Origin of the sequence: Pseudomonas sp. TWP3-2 (assembly GCF_049897765.1) — a bacterium.
Taxonomy (GTDB): domain Bacteria; phylum Pseudomonadota; class Gammaproteobacteria; order Pseudomonadales; family Pseudomonadaceae; genus Aquipseudomonas.
Genome location: NZ_JAFCWW010000024.1, coordinates 66,563 through 84,422, shown reverse-complemented (window position 1 = coordinate 84,422; position 17,860 = coordinate 66,563). Strand labels below are relative to the sequence as shown.

At 56.7% G+C, this 17,860-nt stretch carries 16 protein-coding genes; 9 read left to right on the top strand and 7 right to left on the bottom strand.

The features are described 5' to 3' along the window. The first annotated feature begins 322 nt into the window (after positions 1-322). Positions 323-607 (top strand): fructose-bisphosphate aldolase, encoded by a 285-nt coding sequence (locus tag ACP7EE_RS24555; RefSeq protein ID WP_426237355.1) that lies wholly within the window; start codon positions 323-325, stop codon positions 605-607. Between the two features lie 620 nt (positions 608-1,227). Beyond that, positions 1,228-3,162 (top strand): hypothetical protein, encoded by a 1,935-nt coding sequence (locus ACP7EE_RS24550; RefSeq protein ID WP_426237353.1) that lies wholly within the window; start codon positions 1,228-1,230, stop codon positions 3,160-3,162. A gap of 112 nt (positions 3,163-3,274) precedes the next feature. Here ACP7EE_RS24550 and ACP7EE_RS24545 read toward each other — a convergent pair whose 3' ends face one another. The 4 genes from ACP7EE_RS24545 to ACP7EE_RS24530 all read right to left on the bottom strand — a co-directional run bounded on the left by ACP7EE_RS24545 (position 3,275) and on the right by ACP7EE_RS24530 (position 8,667). After that, positions 3,275-3,823 carry a cupin domain-containing protein gene (locus tag ACP7EE_RS24545; RefSeq protein WP_426237351.1) on the bottom strand — a complete coding sequence of 183 codons (549 nt, stop codon included), beginning with the start codon at positions 3,821-3,823 and terminating at the stop codon, positions 3,275-3,277. Positions 3,824-4,184: 361 nt separating this feature from the next. Further along, positions 4,185-5,468, bottom strand: a complete 1,284-nt coding sequence (locus tag ACP7EE_RS24540) for an NAD(P)/FAD-dependent oxidoreductase (protein WP_426237349.1) — start codon at positions 5,466-5,468, stop codon at positions 4,185-4,187. Positions 5,469-5,517: 49 nt separating this feature from the next. Beyond that, complete coding sequence (locus tag ACP7EE_RS24535) at positions 5,518-7,008, bottom strand: aldehyde dehydrogenase (protein WP_426237347.1); 1,491 nt, start codon at positions 7,006-7,008, stop codon at positions 5,518-5,520. A gap of 282 nt (positions 7,009-7,290) precedes the next feature. Continuing rightward, entirely contained in the window at positions 7,291-8,667 is a 1,377-nt protein-coding gene (locus tag ACP7EE_RS24530; RefSeq protein ID WP_420649450.1) for a glutamine synthetase family protein, read from the bottom strand. A gap of 282 nt (positions 8,668-8,949) precedes the next feature. Here ACP7EE_RS24530 and ACP7EE_RS24525 point away from each other — a divergent pair, with 282 nt between their 5' ends. The 5 genes from ACP7EE_RS24525 to ACP7EE_RS24505 all read left to right on the top strand — a co-directional run bounded on the left by ACP7EE_RS24525 (position 8,950) and on the right by ACP7EE_RS24505 (position 14,282). After that, the gene (locus tag ACP7EE_RS24525) at positions 8,950-9,711 is read left to right on the top strand and encodes a gamma-glutamyl-gamma-aminobutyrate hydrolase family protein (protein WP_426237344.1); all 762 of its coding nucleotides are present in this window, start codon (positions 8,950-8,952) and stop codon (positions 9,709-9,711) included. 366 nt (positions 9,712-10,077) lie between these two features. After that, on the top strand, positions 10,078-11,220 hold the full coding sequence (potA, locus tag ACP7EE_RS24520; protein ID WP_426237342.1) for a polyamine ABC transporter ATP-binding protein: 1,143 nt from the start codon (positions 10,078-10,080) through the stop codon (positions 11,218-11,220). Continuing rightward, positions 11,217-12,131 (top strand): ABC transporter permease subunit, encoded by a 915-nt coding sequence (locus tag ACP7EE_RS24515; protein WP_420649453.1) that lies wholly within the window; start codon positions 11,217-11,219, stop codon positions 12,129-12,131. Before potA ends, ACP7EE_RS24515 begins: the two co-directional genes overlap by 4 nt. Beyond that, positions 12,128-13,003, top strand: a complete 876-nt coding sequence (locus ACP7EE_RS24510; protein ID WP_426237340.1) for an ABC transporter permease subunit — start codon at positions 12,128-12,130, stop codon at positions 13,001-13,003. The genes ACP7EE_RS24515 and ACP7EE_RS24510 overlap by 4 nt, the downstream gene beginning before the upstream one ends. A gap of 181 nt (positions 13,004-13,184) precedes the next feature. Further along, on the top strand, positions 13,185-14,282 hold the full coding sequence (locus ACP7EE_RS24505; RefSeq protein WP_426237338.1) for a polyamine ABC transporter substrate-binding protein: 1,098 nt from the start codon (positions 13,185-13,187) through the stop codon (positions 14,280-14,282). Between the two features lie 284 nt (positions 14,283-14,566). Here the strand turns inward: ACP7EE_RS24505 and thpR are convergent, their stop codons facing one another. Continuing rightward, positions 14,567-15,091 (bottom strand): RNA 2',3'-cyclic phosphodiesterase, encoded by a 525-nt coding sequence (gene thpR, locus ACP7EE_RS24500; RefSeq protein WP_426237336.1) that lies wholly within the window; start codon positions 15,089-15,091, stop codon positions 14,567-14,569. A gap of 109 nt (positions 15,092-15,200) precedes the next feature. Between thpR and ACP7EE_RS24495 the strand changes: the two genes are divergently transcribed. Continuing rightward, positions 15,201-15,395 carry a hypothetical protein gene (locus ACP7EE_RS24495; protein ID WP_426204492.1) on the top strand — a complete coding sequence of 65 codons (195 nt, stop codon included), beginning with the start codon at positions 15,201-15,203 and terminating at the stop codon, positions 15,393-15,395. 173 nt (positions 15,396-15,568) lie between these two features. Here ACP7EE_RS24495 and ACP7EE_RS24490 read toward each other — a convergent pair whose 3' ends face one another. Beyond that, the gene (locus ACP7EE_RS24490; protein WP_426237334.1) at positions 15,569-16,633 is read right to left on the bottom strand and encodes a hypothetical protein; all 1,065 of its coding nucleotides are present in this window, start codon (positions 16,631-16,633) and stop codon (positions 15,569-15,571) included. Positions 16,634-16,963: 330 nt separating this feature from the next. Here ACP7EE_RS24490 and ACP7EE_RS24485 point away from each other — a divergent pair, with 330 nt between their 5' ends. Then, positions 16,964-17,236 (top strand): hypothetical protein, encoded by a 273-nt coding sequence (locus ACP7EE_RS24485; RefSeq protein WP_426237332.1) that lies wholly within the window; start codon positions 16,964-16,966, stop codon positions 17,234-17,236. A gap of 43 nt (positions 17,237-17,279) precedes the next feature. Here the strand turns inward: ACP7EE_RS24485 and ACP7EE_RS24480 are convergent, their stop codons facing one another. Further along, positions 17,280-17,495 (bottom strand): hypothetical protein, encoded by a 216-nt coding sequence (locus ACP7EE_RS24480; protein ID WP_426237330.1) that lies wholly within the window; start codon positions 17,493-17,495, stop codon positions 17,280-17,282. Positions 17,496-17,860: the final 365 nt, after the last annotated feature.

Genomic DNA, 17,860 nt, shown 5'->3' with positions numbered 1-17,860 from the left:
CTTCACGACTTGCAGCTTGAAGCTGTCGTCGAATGCCCTGCGTTTTTTGGTCATGAATAACTCCTCGATAGATGCATTTTCCACCTATCGGGGTGTCCGGGGAAATTAGACCACTGCACGATACGTGTAGTAACCTAGCGCCTCCTAAAACGGTGGCGGTCGCAACCGCTTCCGAAAACCGCTTAATGGTGGCTGTGTGTGGGAGACCTTAGGGTCTGCCGGGTTCCTCGTATCCTCGGTCTGCGAACCCGCACATAGCTACCACCCTTCGACTCGCAGCGAATGGCAGTAGCTCTTCTCACAGATATGAGGAAGTTTACTTATGCCAATGGATAAACCGATCCCCAGCTACGCCCAAATGTCCCACCCCGCCTCCGACGCCCCAGTTCTCCACATCGACGCCAACGCCCCACTGAGCGACCTCCACGCCTGCCTCGGCGAACGCCTCAATGCCGTCCTCAAATACCTCGACCTGATGGCCTGCACCCGCCTCCCCGACCATGCCGAGCAAGATATAAACACCGTCACCACTATCGCCAGGATCATGGTGCAGGATGTGAGTGATGTGTTTCGGGTTATTGAGCAGCGGGGGTTTGATGTTGGCTAAAACTCATTACGATCAGTCGCTGAGATCTTGCATTTTGCGCGGGTTTGCTACCAAGCGCATGTCGGGTCTGTTCAGCAACCATCATCTATTTCTCAAAAAACGCTATGGAATTAGCAGGATCATTTTGATAGCTTCAGTGCCAGCCATTGGCCATCAGCAGTTCGGTGTTTTTTAGATAACCGAGTATTTAGTGACTCAAGGCTGTGATTTTTCTAACGAACCCTTCAAAAAGTAAGGAAGAAAAAATGACAGACAGACGACCTTTCAACCCCAACGTGACGGTTCCTAAACCAGGCGGTGGTGAGCAACCTCGTTCAAGGAACAGTGATGGCCAGGTCCGCGACAAGCGCAGTGACGCGGGCAAGCCTAAGAAAAAGTAATGCTTACAGGTGACAGATTCATGTAAATAGATCTGTCACCTTTTTATCCTGTCACCTTTTTATCCTATGCAATTAGCAGGATCATTTTGATAGCCTCAGTGGCAGCCATTGGCTATTAGCAGTTCGGTATTCTTTAGATAACCGAGCATTTAGTCAGACAATATTAAGAAACAATGTAATAAATCTGTCACCTTTTTTTCGGGCACTTCAACCATTAATTCTCACGGAGCAAACACCAACATGGACGACCAAATTAATCTTGGAAAAAATGGGGACTTTACACTTGATAAAAGAGCATTGACGCATATCCTTGACGGAGATTTTACACAGCGTGTGGACAGGCATCCAGGGCGCACGCAGGCTATAGTCTCCCAAGTATTATCTGGCGGTCTACACACTTATACGGCACTTAAAAACTTCCTCAATAAACACCCTAAAATAGTATCGCTAGATGCTTTCGACTCGTCATTCGACAAAGATTGGTTTTACATTCGAGAACTCCAAAATGGAGTGCTCACCGTAAAAATACCGCAAACTCTATTTAGTGGAAGAGCGGCAAACCTTACTCAACAACCAGAGTCATACTACAAATCTGGATATTTGTGGAAAACACTTTTTCCAAAACACTTTTCCTCAGCTGAAATAATTAATTGCATCGATCAAGCTCTAAACAATATAGATATCGAACACTCTGGAAAAGAGACGACTCCCGAACAAGACTACCATATAGTTGGATATGCACTCTTAGATGACCCCATGACCGCTATTCGCGTGCAAATCCAACTTCAAGGAAAAAAAATCAGATCAGCTTTCCCATCTTGGAGTCAGCCTTGGACAGGTAACAACGGCAAACCATTTTCTCACGCCGACTCAATATCATTTATCATTTCCGAGTCAACCGAACGTGCATCTCCAACACACTACAAGCAAAGTAAGTATTATAAGGAGAGCGGGCCATCCTATGAAGAGCTAAAAAAAATAACTCCTGAATTTTTGCTTCTTAAAACAGCCCCAAAAAATAACATCCCAAGTGACGAATGGAGATCCAAAAGGCTCCAAACACTTTCGAAAATTGCACCATCACTTGATCACTACCAACTAAACTTAATCAAAAACTACCTATGCGATCATGCGATTTCAAAATCAGCATCATTCGAACAACACATGATGTATGCGTCAGGGATACCATTCTCCGGAAATCCAATGGATTACAATGCCAGTCAGATCTCCCAAAATGTCTACGAGTGCTTCTACATTCTGTTTGAATACGACAATATAAAAAAAACAAATTTCTTCCTTGATTGCATGCGCCACCACTTTTCAACAGCAGTAATTCACGCAGGTGGCATCCACCTTTTTGAGCTTAAACGACTGCATGAACTTTTAATATCCTGCGTAAAAAAGCACCACAATAATGATTCGATAAAATTATTTCTTGAATGTCTCTCTTTCTCACCTTCACGCGCTGCTACATATCATGAATTCAATCTAAACACCTATGTAAAAAAACATGATGATACGAGCATGATGATAATAGGCTTTCCAGAATTCAGCCTAGCTATCAGACCGAACATCCTTTTCGACTTCATTGAACTCAACCTTGGCGAAAACTACTTAATAGGCTTCAACAAAGAACAGAGAGCGGAATTCACTAAAAACATTATCTCTAGTCAATTCTCCCACCAACATCTAAACGATTCTTTGAGTTACTTTACTGGCTCCGATTTCTGTTTTTTTGCCGAACACTTCGCAGACCTATTAAATACAGAAAACAAAACACTAGCCCACGATAAAGCATTAGAACGCATTGTCCGCGACTATCATAGAATGCTAGTAATATATAGACAACGAGTGGTCATGGAGGATCCAGTAGCCTATAATGCTGACCGTTTCGATTACGAATTCATGTCACCCAAATTTTGTGAAACAACTATTCAGCAGCATAAACGCCAGTTTATTTTAATAATGCATGATCTTTTCCTACAAAAAACACTCGAATTCTCAAGCGCTTCAAAAATGCCAAAACTAGAGATGCTTTGTAAAAAACTCTTAGAGGGTTTATCCAAAGAAAGTGTACCGCTCCCCAACTACATTCCAGACTACCTAGACAGCTGGATGAAAAATGAAAAATATAGAAGAAAAGAAGATATCGATCTTTCTACATTTAAAATATAAACAGGTACTGAAAAACAGTGCTAACCCTCCGGCTCAGGTTGGCACTATTTTTCCCACGCTATAGAGAACAACATGAGGCCAAAAACAGATCAACTACGCTATATCTATATTTTTAAAAATTCGCCGGCGTATTCGCACTAATAATCTCCGCCTCATCCGCTCCGATATTCCGGAACTTATGCGGCAGCGTGGTCGGAAAGTAATACCCGTCCCCCGCATTCAGCACACTCACCGCCCCATCCACCGTCAACTCGACGGTGCCACGGGTGACAAGCCCGCACTCCTCACCTTCCGAGTGCACAATCGGCTCTTCCCCGGAACTCGCGCCCGGTGCGTATTGCTCGCGCAGCAGGCGCATCTGGCGGCTTGGGACTGAGGCGCCGATCAGCAGCAGGCGCAGGCCGTGGCGGCCGAGGTCGGGTTGTTCGTTGGCGCGGAATACGTATTGGTGTTCGCGCGGGGGTTGGTCGAAGGTGAAGAAGTCGGCCAGCGACATCGGGATGCCTTCGAGCAGCTTTTTCAGCGAGCTGACGGAGGGGCTGACGCGATTTTGTTCGATCAGGGAGATGGTGGCATTGGTCACGCCGCTACGTCGGGCCAGCTCGCGCTGGGAGAGTTTGTAGCTTTCGCGTACTAGTTTGAGTCGAGAACCCGTATCCATTGACTGCCTTATGTGAGAACGACTTAAGGGTAATGGGGGTGGGTGGCGGGTGGACGCGGGACGCCGCGTATCACGTTGCTCCCGTGTCCCGGAACCGTGAAAGGCGGCTATTAAATCACGTTTGTTGGTGTTGCTCAGCAGGTTCGATGGGTGGTGGGTGAAATCTGTGTGCTGGTGATAATTCCGGGTTGCATACAACACCTGTGGGAGCTGGCTTGCCAGCGATTGGGTTGCACATTCAACATCACTTTTGGCTGATAAATCGCCATCGCTGGCAAGCCAGCTCCCACAGGGTTTTGTGGTGTGGCTGATGGGGTGGAAAAACCGGCGGCGCCTTTTGGGGCGGCCGCCGGCGAGGTAACTAGATGCCGAACCGGTCGCGCAGCGAGTAGTAAACGGCGCCGAGGGCGGTGAGTGGCGCGGAGAAGGTGCGGCCGCCGAGCATTGGCATGTGCGGCAGGGATGCGAAAGCATCGAAGCGTTCGGCGTCGCCGCGGATCATTTCCGAGATCAGCTTGCCGGCCAGGTGCGAGCAGGTGACGCCGTGGCCGCTGTAGCCTTGCATGTAGTAGGCGTTTTTCTCGATGCGGCCGAATTGCGGCATGCGGGACATGGTCAGCAGGAAGTTGCCGGTCCAGCGGTAGTCGATTTTCACGTCTTTGAGCTGCGGGAAGGTCTTGAGGATCTTCGGACGGATCAGCTGTTCGATGTCGTCCGGCTCACGCGCGCCGTAGACCACGCCGCCGCCGTAGAGCAAACGGTTATCGGCGGTCAGACGGTAGTAATCCAGCAGATAGTTGCAGTCTTCGACGCAGTAGTTGTTGGTGATCAGGCTGCGTGCCTGCTTCTCGGTCAGCGGTTCGGTGACGACGATTTGCGAACCGCACGGCATGCTCTTGGCGGTCACGCGGTTGTCGAGGCCTTGCGGCAGATAGGCATTGCCGGCGATCAGCAGGTACTTGGCGCGCACCAGACCTTTGGCGGTGCGCACGGTGATCGGCTCGCCATAGGTAATTTCCACCGCTGCCGATTGCTCGTAGATCTTGCCGCCCAGACGCACGATGGCAGCGGCTTCCCCGAGCGCCAGGTTCAACGGATGAACGTGGCCGCCCTGCATGTCCAGCAGACCGCCGACGTAAGCGTCGGAGCCGACTTCGCGGCGAATCTGCGCGGCGTCAAGCATCTTCAGATTATGGTTGCCGTAGCGTTCCCAGCCGCGTTTCTGCTCGGCCAGACCGTTGAGTTGTTTCTTGTTCATCGCTGCGAAAATGCCGCCCGGGCGGTAGTCGCATTTGATGTCGTAGTCCTTGATGCGCGAACGGATGATGTCGGCGCCTTCGAAGATCATGCTGCCGAGAATCTCGGCAGTCTTGTCGCCGTAGCGCGCTTCGATCACATCGACGTCGCGGCTGTAGGAGTTGACCAGTTGCCCGCCATTGCGACCGCTGGCGCCGTAGCCGACTTTCGCCGCTTCCAGCACGGTGACTTTATAGCCAGCCTCGGTGAGGAACAGTGCCGAGGACAGGCCGGTATAGCCGGCGCCAATGATGCACACATCGCAATCGACTGCTTCCTCCAGCGTCGGGAAATCGATGACTTCATTGCGGGTGGCGGCGTAGTAGCTGTTTACGTGTTGTTGTTTCATTTTATTCTCCGAGGGCCGCCGGTTGATGGCGGCCGCCGCTGTAAAAGAGTTAGAGCTTGATCCAGGTCGCTTTCAGCTCGGTGTACTTGTCGAACGCGTGCAGCGATTTGTCGCGACCGTTGCCCGACTGTTTGAAACCACCGAACGGCGCGGTCATGTCGCCGCCGTCGTACTGGTTGACCCATACGCTACCGGCGCGCAGGCCACGGGCGAAGGTGTGCGCCTTGCTCAGGTTGCTGGTCCACACGCCGGCGGCGAGGCCGAAGATGCTGTCGTTGGCGATCTGCAGTGCTTCTTCAACGGTGTCGAAGGTGATCAGCGACAGCACCGGGCCGAAGATTTCTTCCTGGGCGATGGTCATGGCGTTGGTTACGCCGTCGAACAGCGCCGGCTCGACGTACAGGCCACCGGTGTCTTCGAGGGTGCGTTTGCCGCCAGCGATCAGTTCAGCGCCCTGCTCGCGACCGATGCTGATGTAACGCAGCACGTTGTCCAGTTGGCGCTGATCCACGACGGCACCGACGGTGGTCGCCGGGTCCAGCGCGTGGCCGGGTTTCCACGCTTGCAGCGCTTCCACCAGCAGCGGAATGAATTGCTCGCGAATCGAACGCTCAACCAGCAGACGCGAACCGGCGGTGCACACTTCACCCTGATTGAAGGCGATGGCGCTGGCTGCCGCTTGAGCGGCTGCGCGCAAATCCGGAGCGTCGGCGAACACCACGTTCGGGCTCTTGCCGCCGGCTTCGAGCCAGACGCGTTTCATATTGCTTTGGCCGGAATAAATCATCAGTTGCTTGGCAATCGCCGTCGAACCGGTGAAGGCCAGCACGTCGACGTCCATGTGCAGCGCCAGCGCTTTGCCGACGGTGTGGCCGAAGCCCGGCAGCACGTTGAACACGCCTTTCGGAATCCCGGCGTCCAGCGCCAACTGGGCGATACGAATCGCGGTCAGCGGGGATTTTTCCGAAGGCTTGAGGATGAACGAGTTGCCGGCAGCCAGCGCAGGGGCGAATTTCCAGCTGGCCATGATCAGCGGGAAGTTCCACGGCACGATGGCCGCGACCACGCCCGAAGGTTCACGAGTGATCAGGCCGAGTTGATCATGCGCCGTAGCGGCGACTTCATCGTAGATCTTGTCGATGGCTTCGGCGCTCCAACGGATCGCGTTGGCGGTCGCCGGGATGTCGATGCTCATCGAATCGCTGATCGGTTTGCCCATGTCGAGGGTTTCGAGCAGCGCCAGTTCTTCCTGGTTCTGCAGGATCAGATCGGCGAAGCGAATCAGGATGCGCTTGCGCTCGGCCGGGGCTTTGTTCGCCCAGATACCGGACTCGAACGATTGGCGTGCAGCTTCGACGGCGAGATTGGCGTCGGCTTCATCGGTGCTGGCGACGGCGGCGAGAAAACGGCCGTCCACCGGGCTTGTGCATTCGAAGGTGTCGCCGCTGATGGCCGGGCGGTATTCACCGTTGATGAAAGCGCGGGCTTCGATGCTCAGGGACTGGAAGCGTTGTTCCCAGTCGGTGCGGGTAGTTGTCATTGTTGTGGCTCGACAAGGGGATTTGGGGGTGTCTGGGTTATGTATTCGGCTTGAGATTGTTGCCCTCACCCTAGCCCTCTCCCTGAGGGAGAGGGGACCGATTGGGGGATGCTCAAAATCTGCGCCGACCTGAAAAATCTTTGTCGAATCCATAACCGACTGGATCGTTCAGGTCGCTGAATTTCTCAAGACAACTCGTTCAGTCCCCTCTCCCTCCGGGCGGTCCGACGTTTCGGGAGGGTTAGGGTGAGGGGCTCTTGGGCTTTTGAGGGCCCAAACCCATCACACCGTATGCAGATACCAGTTGTACTCAAGGTCAGAAATCGAGTTCTCGAACTCGGCCAACTCGCTCTCTTTGCACGCGACAAACACGTCGATGTACAGCGGGTCGATGTAGCGGGCCATGACTTCGCTGTCGTCCAGCTCGCGCAATGCGTCGCGCAGGTTGTTCGGCAGGCTCTGTTCGTTCTGCTCGTAGCTGTTGCCTTCAACCGGGGCGCCCGGCTCGATCTGATTGGTCAGACCGTGGTGAATACCGGCCAGCACCGAAGCCATCAGCAGATACGGGTTGGCATCCGCGCCGGCAACGCGGTGCTCGATGCGCACGGCGTCGGCAGAACCGGTCGGCACACGGATCGCCACAGTGCGGTTGTCGATGCCCCAGCACGGCGAGTTCGGCACGTAAAACTGCGCGCCGAAGCGGCGGTACGAGTTGACGTTCGGGCACAGGAAAGCCATCTGCGCAGGCAGGGTCTCGAGCACACCGCCGATCGCGTGACGCAGTGCGGCGTTCTGCTCGGGCTCCTCACTGGCGAAGATGTTGTTGCCTTCTTTATCGAGAATCGAAATGTGCACGTGCAGACCATTACCCGCCTGACCCGGATACGGCTTGGCCATGAAGGTGGTGTCCATCTCGTGGTCGTAGGCGATGTTCTTCACCAGACGCTTGAGCAGCACCGCGTAATCGCAGGCTTTTATAGGATCGGAAACGTGGTGCAGGTTGACTTCGAACTGCGCCGGGGCGCTTTCCTTGACGATGGCGTCAGCCGGGATGCCCTGCTCTTTCGCGCCTTCGAGGATGTCTTGCAGGCAGTCGACGTATTCGTCGAGGTCGTCGATCAGATACACCTGCGTCGATACCGGACGCTTGCCGGAAACCGGCGAACGTGGCGACTGCGGGCGGCCGTTCACGTTGTCCTGGTCGATCAGGTAGAACTCCAGTTCGAACGCCGCACAAATGGTCAGACCGAGGTCGTCGAACTTGCGCACCACATTGGCCAACACTTCACGCGGGTCAGCGAAGAACGGCTGGCCTTCGATTTCGTGCATGGTCATCAGCAATTGGGCGGTCGGGCGTTTCTGCCACGGCTCGATGCTGAGAGTGCCGGGAATCGGGTAGCAGATCCGGTCAGCGTCGCCGATGTCCAGACCCAGACCGGTGCTTTCCACCGTGGAGCCGTTGATGTCGAGGGCGAAGAGCGAGGCCGGCAGGTTGATGCCTTTCTCGTAAACCTTATGAAGACTGGTGCGTTCGATGCGCTTGCCGCGCACCACACCGTTCATATCCGCAATCAGAAGGTCGACGTACAAAACCTCAGGATATTTCTTAAGGAATGCGTTTGCTTCGTTGAGTTGAACGGTACGCAGAGGGACCGACATGATGCACCTATTTAGCTGTTAATTATTATGTTCACTGCTGTTTCGCCGAGCCAGTCAATCCGAAAGGCAAAGTGAAGTCAATAGCGAACACCTGGCCGCTCAGCGTTTATTTTCAGGGGCTTTCAGGGCACTTGCGTGCCAGATCAGCCGGCAAAGGCCCGGAAATCATGAAGATCTGCTGAGCGGCGTTTAGAATTTTTTACATGGCAGTTGTTAATTAAAATCAACGAGGCTAAGCTCCGGAAAAGCTCGTTCAAGTGTCAAACTTCGAGGTGAATAAAAATGGCATTCAAGCCATTGATCGGCGTTACTGCGTGCGTCAAACAGATTGGCCTGCACCCCTACCACGTCAGCGGAGACAAGTACTTGCGTGCTGTGAGCGTCGCGGCTTTGGGGTTGCCAGTGGTCATTCCTTCTCTTGGCACTCAGACTGAAATCGATGACCTGCTCGGTCAGCTCGACGGTCTGCTGCTGACCGGCTCGCCTTCGAATGTGGAACCTTTCCACTATCAAGGCCCGGCCAGCGCTCCCGGCACGGATCATGATCCGGCGCGGGATGCCACGACCCTTCCTTTATTACGTGCAGCCATTGCGGCGGGCGTTCCGGTGCTGGGCATTTGCCGCGGCTTTCAGGAAATGAACGTGGCGTTCGGCGGCAGCCTGCATCAGAAGGTGCATGAGTTGCCGGGCATGCTCGATCACCGCGAGGCCGACAGTCCGGACGTCGCCGTGCAGTACGCCCCGGCGCATGCCGTGAGCGTGCTGACGGGTGGCGTGTTCGCAGCGCTGGAGTTGCCGTCGGAATTCCAGGTCAATTCGATTCACAGCCAGGGCATCGACCGCCTCGCCCCCGGCCTGCGCGCCGAGGCCGTTGCGCCGGATGGTTTGATCGAGGCGATCTCGGTCGAACACAGCCCGACCTTCGCCGTCGGTGTGCAATGGCATCCGGAATGGCAAGTGCTGGACAACCCGAACTACCTGAAGATTTTCCAGGCGTTCGGCACGGCCTGCCGGCAACGCGCGGTGCAGCGTAACCAGCGCTGACCATCCCAAGAATCACCTGACGATTTACTGCCCCACGGATGACGGGTGTGCCTTTGCGCATCCGGCATCCGTGAAAAACAACACCCGTAATAACAACAAGTACGACCCAGGCAGCCAGGACGGCGGCGCCGACCAAGCCGGATCGGCAGGAATGTTGTCAGTCGAATCAATGCAAAACCCTGTGGGAGCTGGCTTGCCAGCGATGAGGCCGTCACCTTCAACATAAAGGGTGACTACTCGACCGCCATCGCTGGCAAGCCAGCTCCCACAGGGTATGCGATCCGACACAAATGTCCTGCCGCTCTGCAATCCACTCTTAAGCCAGGCCACGTTGGCCCGGCGACTGAAACCTGTTGGGAGTTTCACATGGCAAACGCCTCCAGCACATACAGGAAGGCTCTTGAAGGTCAGCAGCAACCGAAAAAGGTGCTGTTGAAAGTCGATCGAGTCACCAAGAAATTCGACGAAACCATCGCAGTGGACGACGTGTCCCTGGAGATCAAGCAAGGCGAAATCTTCGCCCTGCTCGGCGGCTCCGGTTCGGGCAAATCGACCCTGCTGCGCATGCTCGCCGGTTTCGAGCGTCCGACTGACGGGCGCATCTTCCTCGACGGTGTGGACATCACCGATATGCCGCCATACGAGCGGCCGATCAACATGATGTTCCAGTCCTACGCCTTGTTCCCGCACATGACCGTGGCGCAGAACATTGCCTTCGGCCTCAAGCAGGACCGTTTGCCCGCCAGTGAAATCGACGCGCGCGTTGAAGAGATGCTGCGTCTGGTGCACATGACTCAATACGCCAAACGCCGTCCGCATCAACTGTCCGGCGGTCAGCGCCAGCGCGTGGCCCTCGCCCGCTCGCTGGCCAAGCGCCCGAAGCTGTTGCTGCTCGACGAACCGATGGGCGCGCTGGATAAAAAACTGCGTTCGCAGATGCAGCTGGAACTGGTGGAAATCATCGAACGCGTCGGCGTGACTTGCGTGATGGTGACCCACGACCAGGAAGAGGCCATGACCATGGCCGAGCGCATCGCGATCATGCACCTCGGTTGGATCGCGCAGATCGGCAGCCCGGTCGACATCTATGAAGCACCGGTCAGCCGCATGGTCTGCGAATTCATCGGCAACGTGAACGCCTTCGACGGCACCGTGGTCGAGGACCTTGAAGGCCACGCGATCATTCACTGCCCGGATTTGCAGCAGAAAATCTACGTCGGTCATGGCGTCAGCACCTCGGTGCAGGACAAGTCGATCACCTACGCGATCCGCCCGGAAAAAATGCTCGTCAGCACCGTCAAACCCGAGACCCGCTACAACTGGTCCGAAGGCAAAGTGCATGACATCGCCTACCTCGGCGGCCACTCGGTGTTCTACGTGCAACTGCCGAGCGGCAATATCGTCCAGTCGTTCATGGCCAACGCCGAACGCCGTGGCGCGCGGCCGACCTGGGACGATCAGGTTTACGTCTGGTGGGAAGATGACAGCGGCGTGGTACTGCGCTCATGAGAACCTTCAATCAGCAATTCCTGCGCCTGGTGCCCAGTGGGCGAAAACTGGTGATCGGCATTCCGTTCATCTGGCTATTCCTGTTCTTCATGCTGCCGTTCTTTCTGGTGATGAAGATCAGCTTCTCGGAAGCCGCGTTGTCGATCCCGCCGTACTCGGAGATCTACACCTTCGCCGAGCAGAAATTCCAGCTGCTGCTGAACATCGGCAACTACACGATGCTTGGCGAGGATGAACTGTACCTCTCCGCGTACCTGGGTTCGCTGAAGGTCGCGGCGCTGAGCACGATGATGTGTCTGGTGCTCGGTTTTCCGATGGCCTACGCGATCACCAAGGCCAACAAGGAAACGCAAAACGTCCTGCTGCTGTTGATCATGATGCCGACCTGGACTGCGATCCTGATCCGCGTTTACGCGTGGATGGGCATCCTCAGCAACAACGGTTTGCTCAACGGCTTTTTGATGTGGACCGGGCTGACCGACCACCCGATCGAGATCCTCAACACCAACACAGCCGTGTACATCGGCGTGGTTTACGCCTACCTGCCGTTCATGGTGTTGCCGCTCTACGCCAACCTGGTGAAACACGACGGCAGCCTGCTGGAAGCCGCGCAGGATCTGGGTTCGAGCAACTTCAACAACTTCTGGAAAATCACCGTGCCGCTGGCCAAGAACGGCATCATCGCCGGTTGCATGCTGGTGTTCATTCCGGTGGTCGGCGAGTTCGTGATTCCGGAACTGCTGGGTGGCCCGGAGACGCTGATGATCGGGCGTGTGCTGTGGCAAGAGTTCTTCAATAACCGCGACTGGCCGGTGGCGTCCGCGCTGGCGGTGGTGATGCTGTTGATCCTGATTGTGCCGATTCTGCTGTTCAACCGCAGCCAGGCCAAAGAGATGGAGGCACGGGGATGAAACGCTTCGGATTTTCCAAGTTCATGTTGATCTTCGGCTTGATGTTCATTTATCTGCCGATGCTGATTCTGGTGATCTACTCGTTCAACGCATCCAAACTGGTGACGGTGTGGGGCGGCTGGTCGCTGAAGTGGTACGTCGGCCTGCTCGACAACACGCAACTGATGGGCTCGGTGGTGCGCTCGCTGGAAATCGCCTGCTACACCGCGATTGCCGCTGTGGCGTTGGGCACTCTCGCCGCATTCGTGCTGACTCGCGTCACGCGCTTCAAGGGTCGCACGTTGTTCGGTGGCCTGGTCACCGCGCCGCTGGTGATGCCGGAGGTGATTACCGGTCTGTCGCTGCTGCTGCTGTTTGTGGCGATGGCGCAGTTGATCGGCTGGCCGCAGGAGCGTGGCATCGTCACGATCTGGATCGCTCACACGACGTTCTGCGCGGCTTATGTGGCGGTGGTGGTGTCGGCGCGTCTGCGTGAGCTGGACCTGTCGATCGAAGAAGCCGCGATGGATCTCGGGGCGAAGCCGTTCAAGGTGTTTTTCCTGATCACCATTCCGATGATCGCGCCGTCGCTGGCAGCGGGCGGGATGATGTCGTTTGCCTTGTCGCTGGATGATCTGGTGTTGGCGAGCTTCGTGTCCGGACCGGGGTCGACCACGTTGCCGATGGAAGTCTTCTCGGCGGTGCGTCTGGGCGTGAAGCCTGAGATCAACGCGGTGGCCAGTTTGATATTGCTGGCGGTGTCGCTGGTGACCTTCCTGGTCTGGTACTTCGGCCGCAGGGCGGAAGCCAACCGCAAACGTGCGATACAGGAAGCGATGGACCAGACGGCGAACGAGTCGTGGCAACAGCCGCAACGTGCCGCCACGGCGTAATTAACGACGACTGAAACTGTGGCGAGGGAGCTTGCTCCCGCTTGAGTGCGCAGCGCTCACAAGCTTTTGGGGCCGCTGCGCAGCCCAGCGGGAGCAAGCTCCCTCGCCACAGAAGCCCCCTCGCCACAGGTTCTATGCATACCAGCTTGTGTTTTTGAATAAAAAGAATGGAGTTGTACCGATGAAAATGTTTGGCAGGACTCTGCTCACACTGTCCTTAGTGGGCGCAATCGCCACGGGCGTCCAGGCCAACGACAAGGTGCTGCGCGTTTACAACTGGTCGGACTACATCGCCCCGGACACGGTCAAGAAGTTCGAAGACGAGACCGGGATTCGCGTGACCTACGACGTGTTCGACAGCAACGAAACCCTGGAAGCACGTCTGCTGGCGGGCAAATCAGGCTATGACCTGGTGGTGCCGTCCAACAGTTTTCTGGCCAAGCAGATCAAGGCCGGGGTCTATCAGACGCTGGACAAATCCAAACTGCCAAACTGGAAAAACCTCAACCCGGTGCTGCTGAAAAATGCTGCCGCCAGTGACCCGGACAACGCCCACGCGTTCCCGTACATGTGGGGCTCGATCGGCATCGGCTTCAACCCGGCAAAGGTCAAGGAAGTGCTCGGCGCCAATGCCCCGACCAACTCCTGGGACCTGCTGTTCAAACCGGAAAACGCTGAAAAGCTCAAAGCCTGTGGCATCAGTTTCCTCGACTCGCCAACGGAAATGATCCCGGCGGCCCTGCACTACCTGGGTTACCCGGTGAACGACAAGGACACCGCGCACATCAAGGAAGCCGAAGCGCTGTTCATGAAGATCCGCCCGAACGTGGCGTATTTCCACTCCTCGAAGTACATCTCGGATCTGGCCAACGGCAACATCTGCGTAGCCGTCGGTTACTCCGGGGACGTGTTGCAGGCCAAGGCGCGCGCGGTCGAATCGGGGAATAACGTAGTGATCGATTACAGCATTCCCAAGGAAGGCGCCGGCAGCTTCTACGACATGGTCGCCATCCCGCGCGATGCGGCGAATGTCGACAACGCCTACCTGTTCATGGACTTCCTGATGCGCCCGGACATCATCGCCGAGATCACCAACAGCAACGGCTACAGCAACGCCAATTCGGCCGCGACACCGCTGGTAGACGAAGCGATCCGCAATGACCCGGGTTCGTACCCGTCGCAAGCGGTGATGGCGACGTTGTATGCGGTGCCTGACCAGCCGATTGCCACGCAGCGGATCATGACGCGTGGCTGGACCCGCGTAAAACTCGGTAAGTAACCCCGGCTGATTGAACATTGTGACGACACCGATAAACCTGTGGGAGCTGGCTTGCCAGCGATGGCGGTGAGTCAGTCACCAACTATGTTGAAGGTGATGACCTCATCGCGGGCAAGTCGAATCGTCGAACCGCCGCTCCCACAGGGTTTTAGGTAATTCAAAATTTTCTAGTTTTCCCGTTCACGCAGCGCCTTACCACCGCTGCACCCTGCATATGAACGGCCTCACCTGGCTCCCTCGGTTCAGGTGAATTCAGGCGCCCTCGGGCGCCTTTTTTTGTGGCGTCAGATCAGCGGCCAATCCGCCAGTGTGCGATAGCGGCCCTTGTGCGATTCGAACAGGGCAAAGCGTTCAGCGTGCAGGATGAACTCCGGCGGCGTGGCGCATTCCGGCTCTTGCGCTCGGAAGTCGCGAGCCAGCGTCACGTGTGGACGATACTCACGATTGGTCTCCTCAAAACCAAACGGCAACATCGCCTGCTCCAGTGCATACACCAAACGCAGCAACCCCGGCGGTGCCTGTTCGGGCGCCAGCGCCAACACCCCGGCGCGGTGCCAGACCTGCAAGCGATCCAGCGAAATCTTCAGCGCTTCGCCCGGCATACTCACCTTGGATGCAGCGTCGCAGACCCCGGCAATCTGCGCCAATGGCACGGCACCGAGAAACAGCAGCGTCAGATGAAAGTTATCCGCCGGCACCGGTTTGCCGGTGCGCAAGCCCAATTCGCTACGCCACTGCGCAATAGCTTTGCGCTGCGCTGGCGGGCAGTCCAATGCAAAAAACAGCCTTTTCCCCGTGTCGTCGGTCATGGCGCTCTCTCCTTCACTCGTCATGTCTGGCGAATTCTACACGGCCATTTCTGGCGACCCGTGACACGGGGGTTATAGTTGATGGATTGCCAAGCAACCGGAGGCCATCATGCGCGAGATCCTCAGCAAAGAACCCTGGTGGGCGCGACCGCCGCATCCCGGGCAGGATGAACAGGAGCTGGAATGGGGCTGGCTGGTGCACTACAGCGAGGGCGAGCCGCGTTTCGAATTCGTGCAGGAGCGGCCGACGGACGAAGAAATCCGCCAGCGTAAAAGCTGTCGGATCACTCCGTCGGCAGAGTGAACACCAACCCTGTAGGAGCCACTATGGTGTTGGCTGGGCGGACGCCAATCGCTAGCAGGCTAGCTCCCACAGTTTTATCTCGGCCAGACACAGATTTTGCGTCCAACACAATCCCCTGTGGGAGCCAGCCTGCTGGCGATAGCGGCAGGCCAATCGATGAAGATGTTGCGGGTTTAGGGATCGATCTGCTGAGTAGTCGTCTCCGGCGGCCGCCATTCGACACGATTGCTGCCCAGTCCGACCGACGGTTCTTCACGCCCGCCGAGATTGCCCTCGACCTGCCCTGCAATGTGCAGCGTGCCGGCCATGACGCCGGTGGTCGGGTTCTGCACCAGTTTCAGCCAGGCTTTATCGAAGGTGTTGCCCAGGCTGCTGCGGATCAGCGCTTCGCTGTCCGGGCGATCGCTGGCCTGGATGATCGCGCGAATGCCGATCACGCCCACCGAGATCAGCGCTCCGGCGAGTTTCCCCGCTGCTGCCGCCACCGCACTGGCGGCGCCGCGCGGGGCCATCTCGGCCTCGATGCGCTTGCTTGCGCGTTTGGCCACCGGGGCCATCGCAGACTCAGTCGAGCCAACGCCTTTGGAGCCGCCGTCGGTGTGAATCTTGTCGATCAGCGCGGCGTAGGCCGGCAGGGTGTTCAGCGGTTCGCTGCTGACGACCTGGTACAGCGAGGCATTGCGCGCAGCAGGCGGCCCCAGCGCGATGGCCGGGACTTTCTGTAAGCGTCCATTGAGTTGCGCGACCGGCACACGGTGACGCTGGGCGATGAGCGGCATCTGCTGCGCCATCAACTGCGCGTAATACCCCGTCGCCTGGCTGAGGATCGCATCCGGATCGATTTCCACCGCCACTGGCGCCAAGACCTTTTCCTGATACTTCTCAAGCAGATAGGCGGCCAGTCGCTTCTCCGAGGCATCTTGCTCGCCGCTGGCGCTGATGGTGTACCAGCTGACTTTCACCGACAGCCATTCCTGGGTCCAGTAGCTGCTGAACCACGGGATGAAATTTTCTTCAGTTTGCTGATAGACCCGAGTGCGCCAATGTTCCATCGAACCCCGGGCGAACAGCTTGACCTGCTCGGTGGCTTGCTGGGAGGCGCTGACGATTTCGCGGTCGATCTGTTGCCACGTCGCAGGCGAAACCAGCACCGCTGGCGCAGTCACCGGGGCCCGCGCGGTGGTCGCGCAGCCAGCCAGCAAAAACATTGCGGCGACGATCAGCGCACGCAGGTTCACGGTGGCGGTGTCCTTTGGTGGCTCGGAGTCGGAGGTGATGATTTGAGTATAGGTGGGTCAGTTCACCGTGGTGTTGGATGTACCGGCCTCATCGCTGGCAAGCCAGCTCCCACAGGGTTCAGTGGTGTTGCCGAATTATGGGTTCAACACAAATCCCTGTGGGAGCTGCGGTGCGACGATTCGACTTGCCAGCGATGAGGCCCGCGAATCCAACACAAATCCCGACCATCACTGCCATCGATATTCACCATCGCGACGATTGCCTTCCGCCGCAAAACCGTCCGGCGCAGGATGCACCCCATCCGAGACACGCAACGAGGCCTTTACATCATGATCATTACCGTCACCCTCGCCGTGAGCTTTCCGGTATTTGGCAGCAACTACTACGACCAGCAAGTAGTGTCGCGCAAAACTGCAGCATTGCTGTTCAACGAAGATTTCGAAGACCTGCTGATGCCCGCCGCGAGCAACCATTTCAGCAATGAAGTGGTCGGTATCAACGATCAGTTCCGTTTTCTGAGCGACATTCTCGCCACCCATTTGCTGGATCTCGAGGCTGCGAAGCCTGCGCGTTCCCGCGTCCGGGCGAGCGCTCACTTTTAAAGCCAGAGGGCGTTGCCATTGCGGCAACGCCCTCCTCGTTCAATCAGTCATCATCGCGGTCACGGTGATAACGACGCCCGTCGCGGCGGTCGTCATCGCGGTCATCCCAGCGACTGTCGCGGCGATCATGATCCTGATAGCGGCCATGATCTCGGTCGTAGTGGCGACCATGGCGATGGTCATCATCAAAGTCGGCTACACAGCCGCCCAGCAGCACGGCAGCGGAAACGGTCAGCAGCAAAGTGGTTGCGCGCTTCATTCAGAACATCCCTAAAACCAAAGTCTTGACGACGGAAACGGCCAGCGCTGCCCCCGCCCTGGAGACGGAGTGCGCGCAGCCGCAGATACGACCGGGTAAAAGACCGATGATTCACTGACCGCCGATAGCCGTTCGTCACTTCCAATCGATTGTGCAAACGAATACTCGCCGTTACGCAAATGGCCGTCGCGCCAATTGCCGCAGAGGCCACATCTCAAACTGATTCATGAACAAACCGCATAACTCTATAGCTCAAATCCGCAAAAACCTTTTCATCTCTCCGGCTGTCACTCCTAGAACGAGACTGGCATGCATGCCGGCACGACTGAGCGGGTCCTGTGAACCCTGCCGCCCTGATTGAGAGG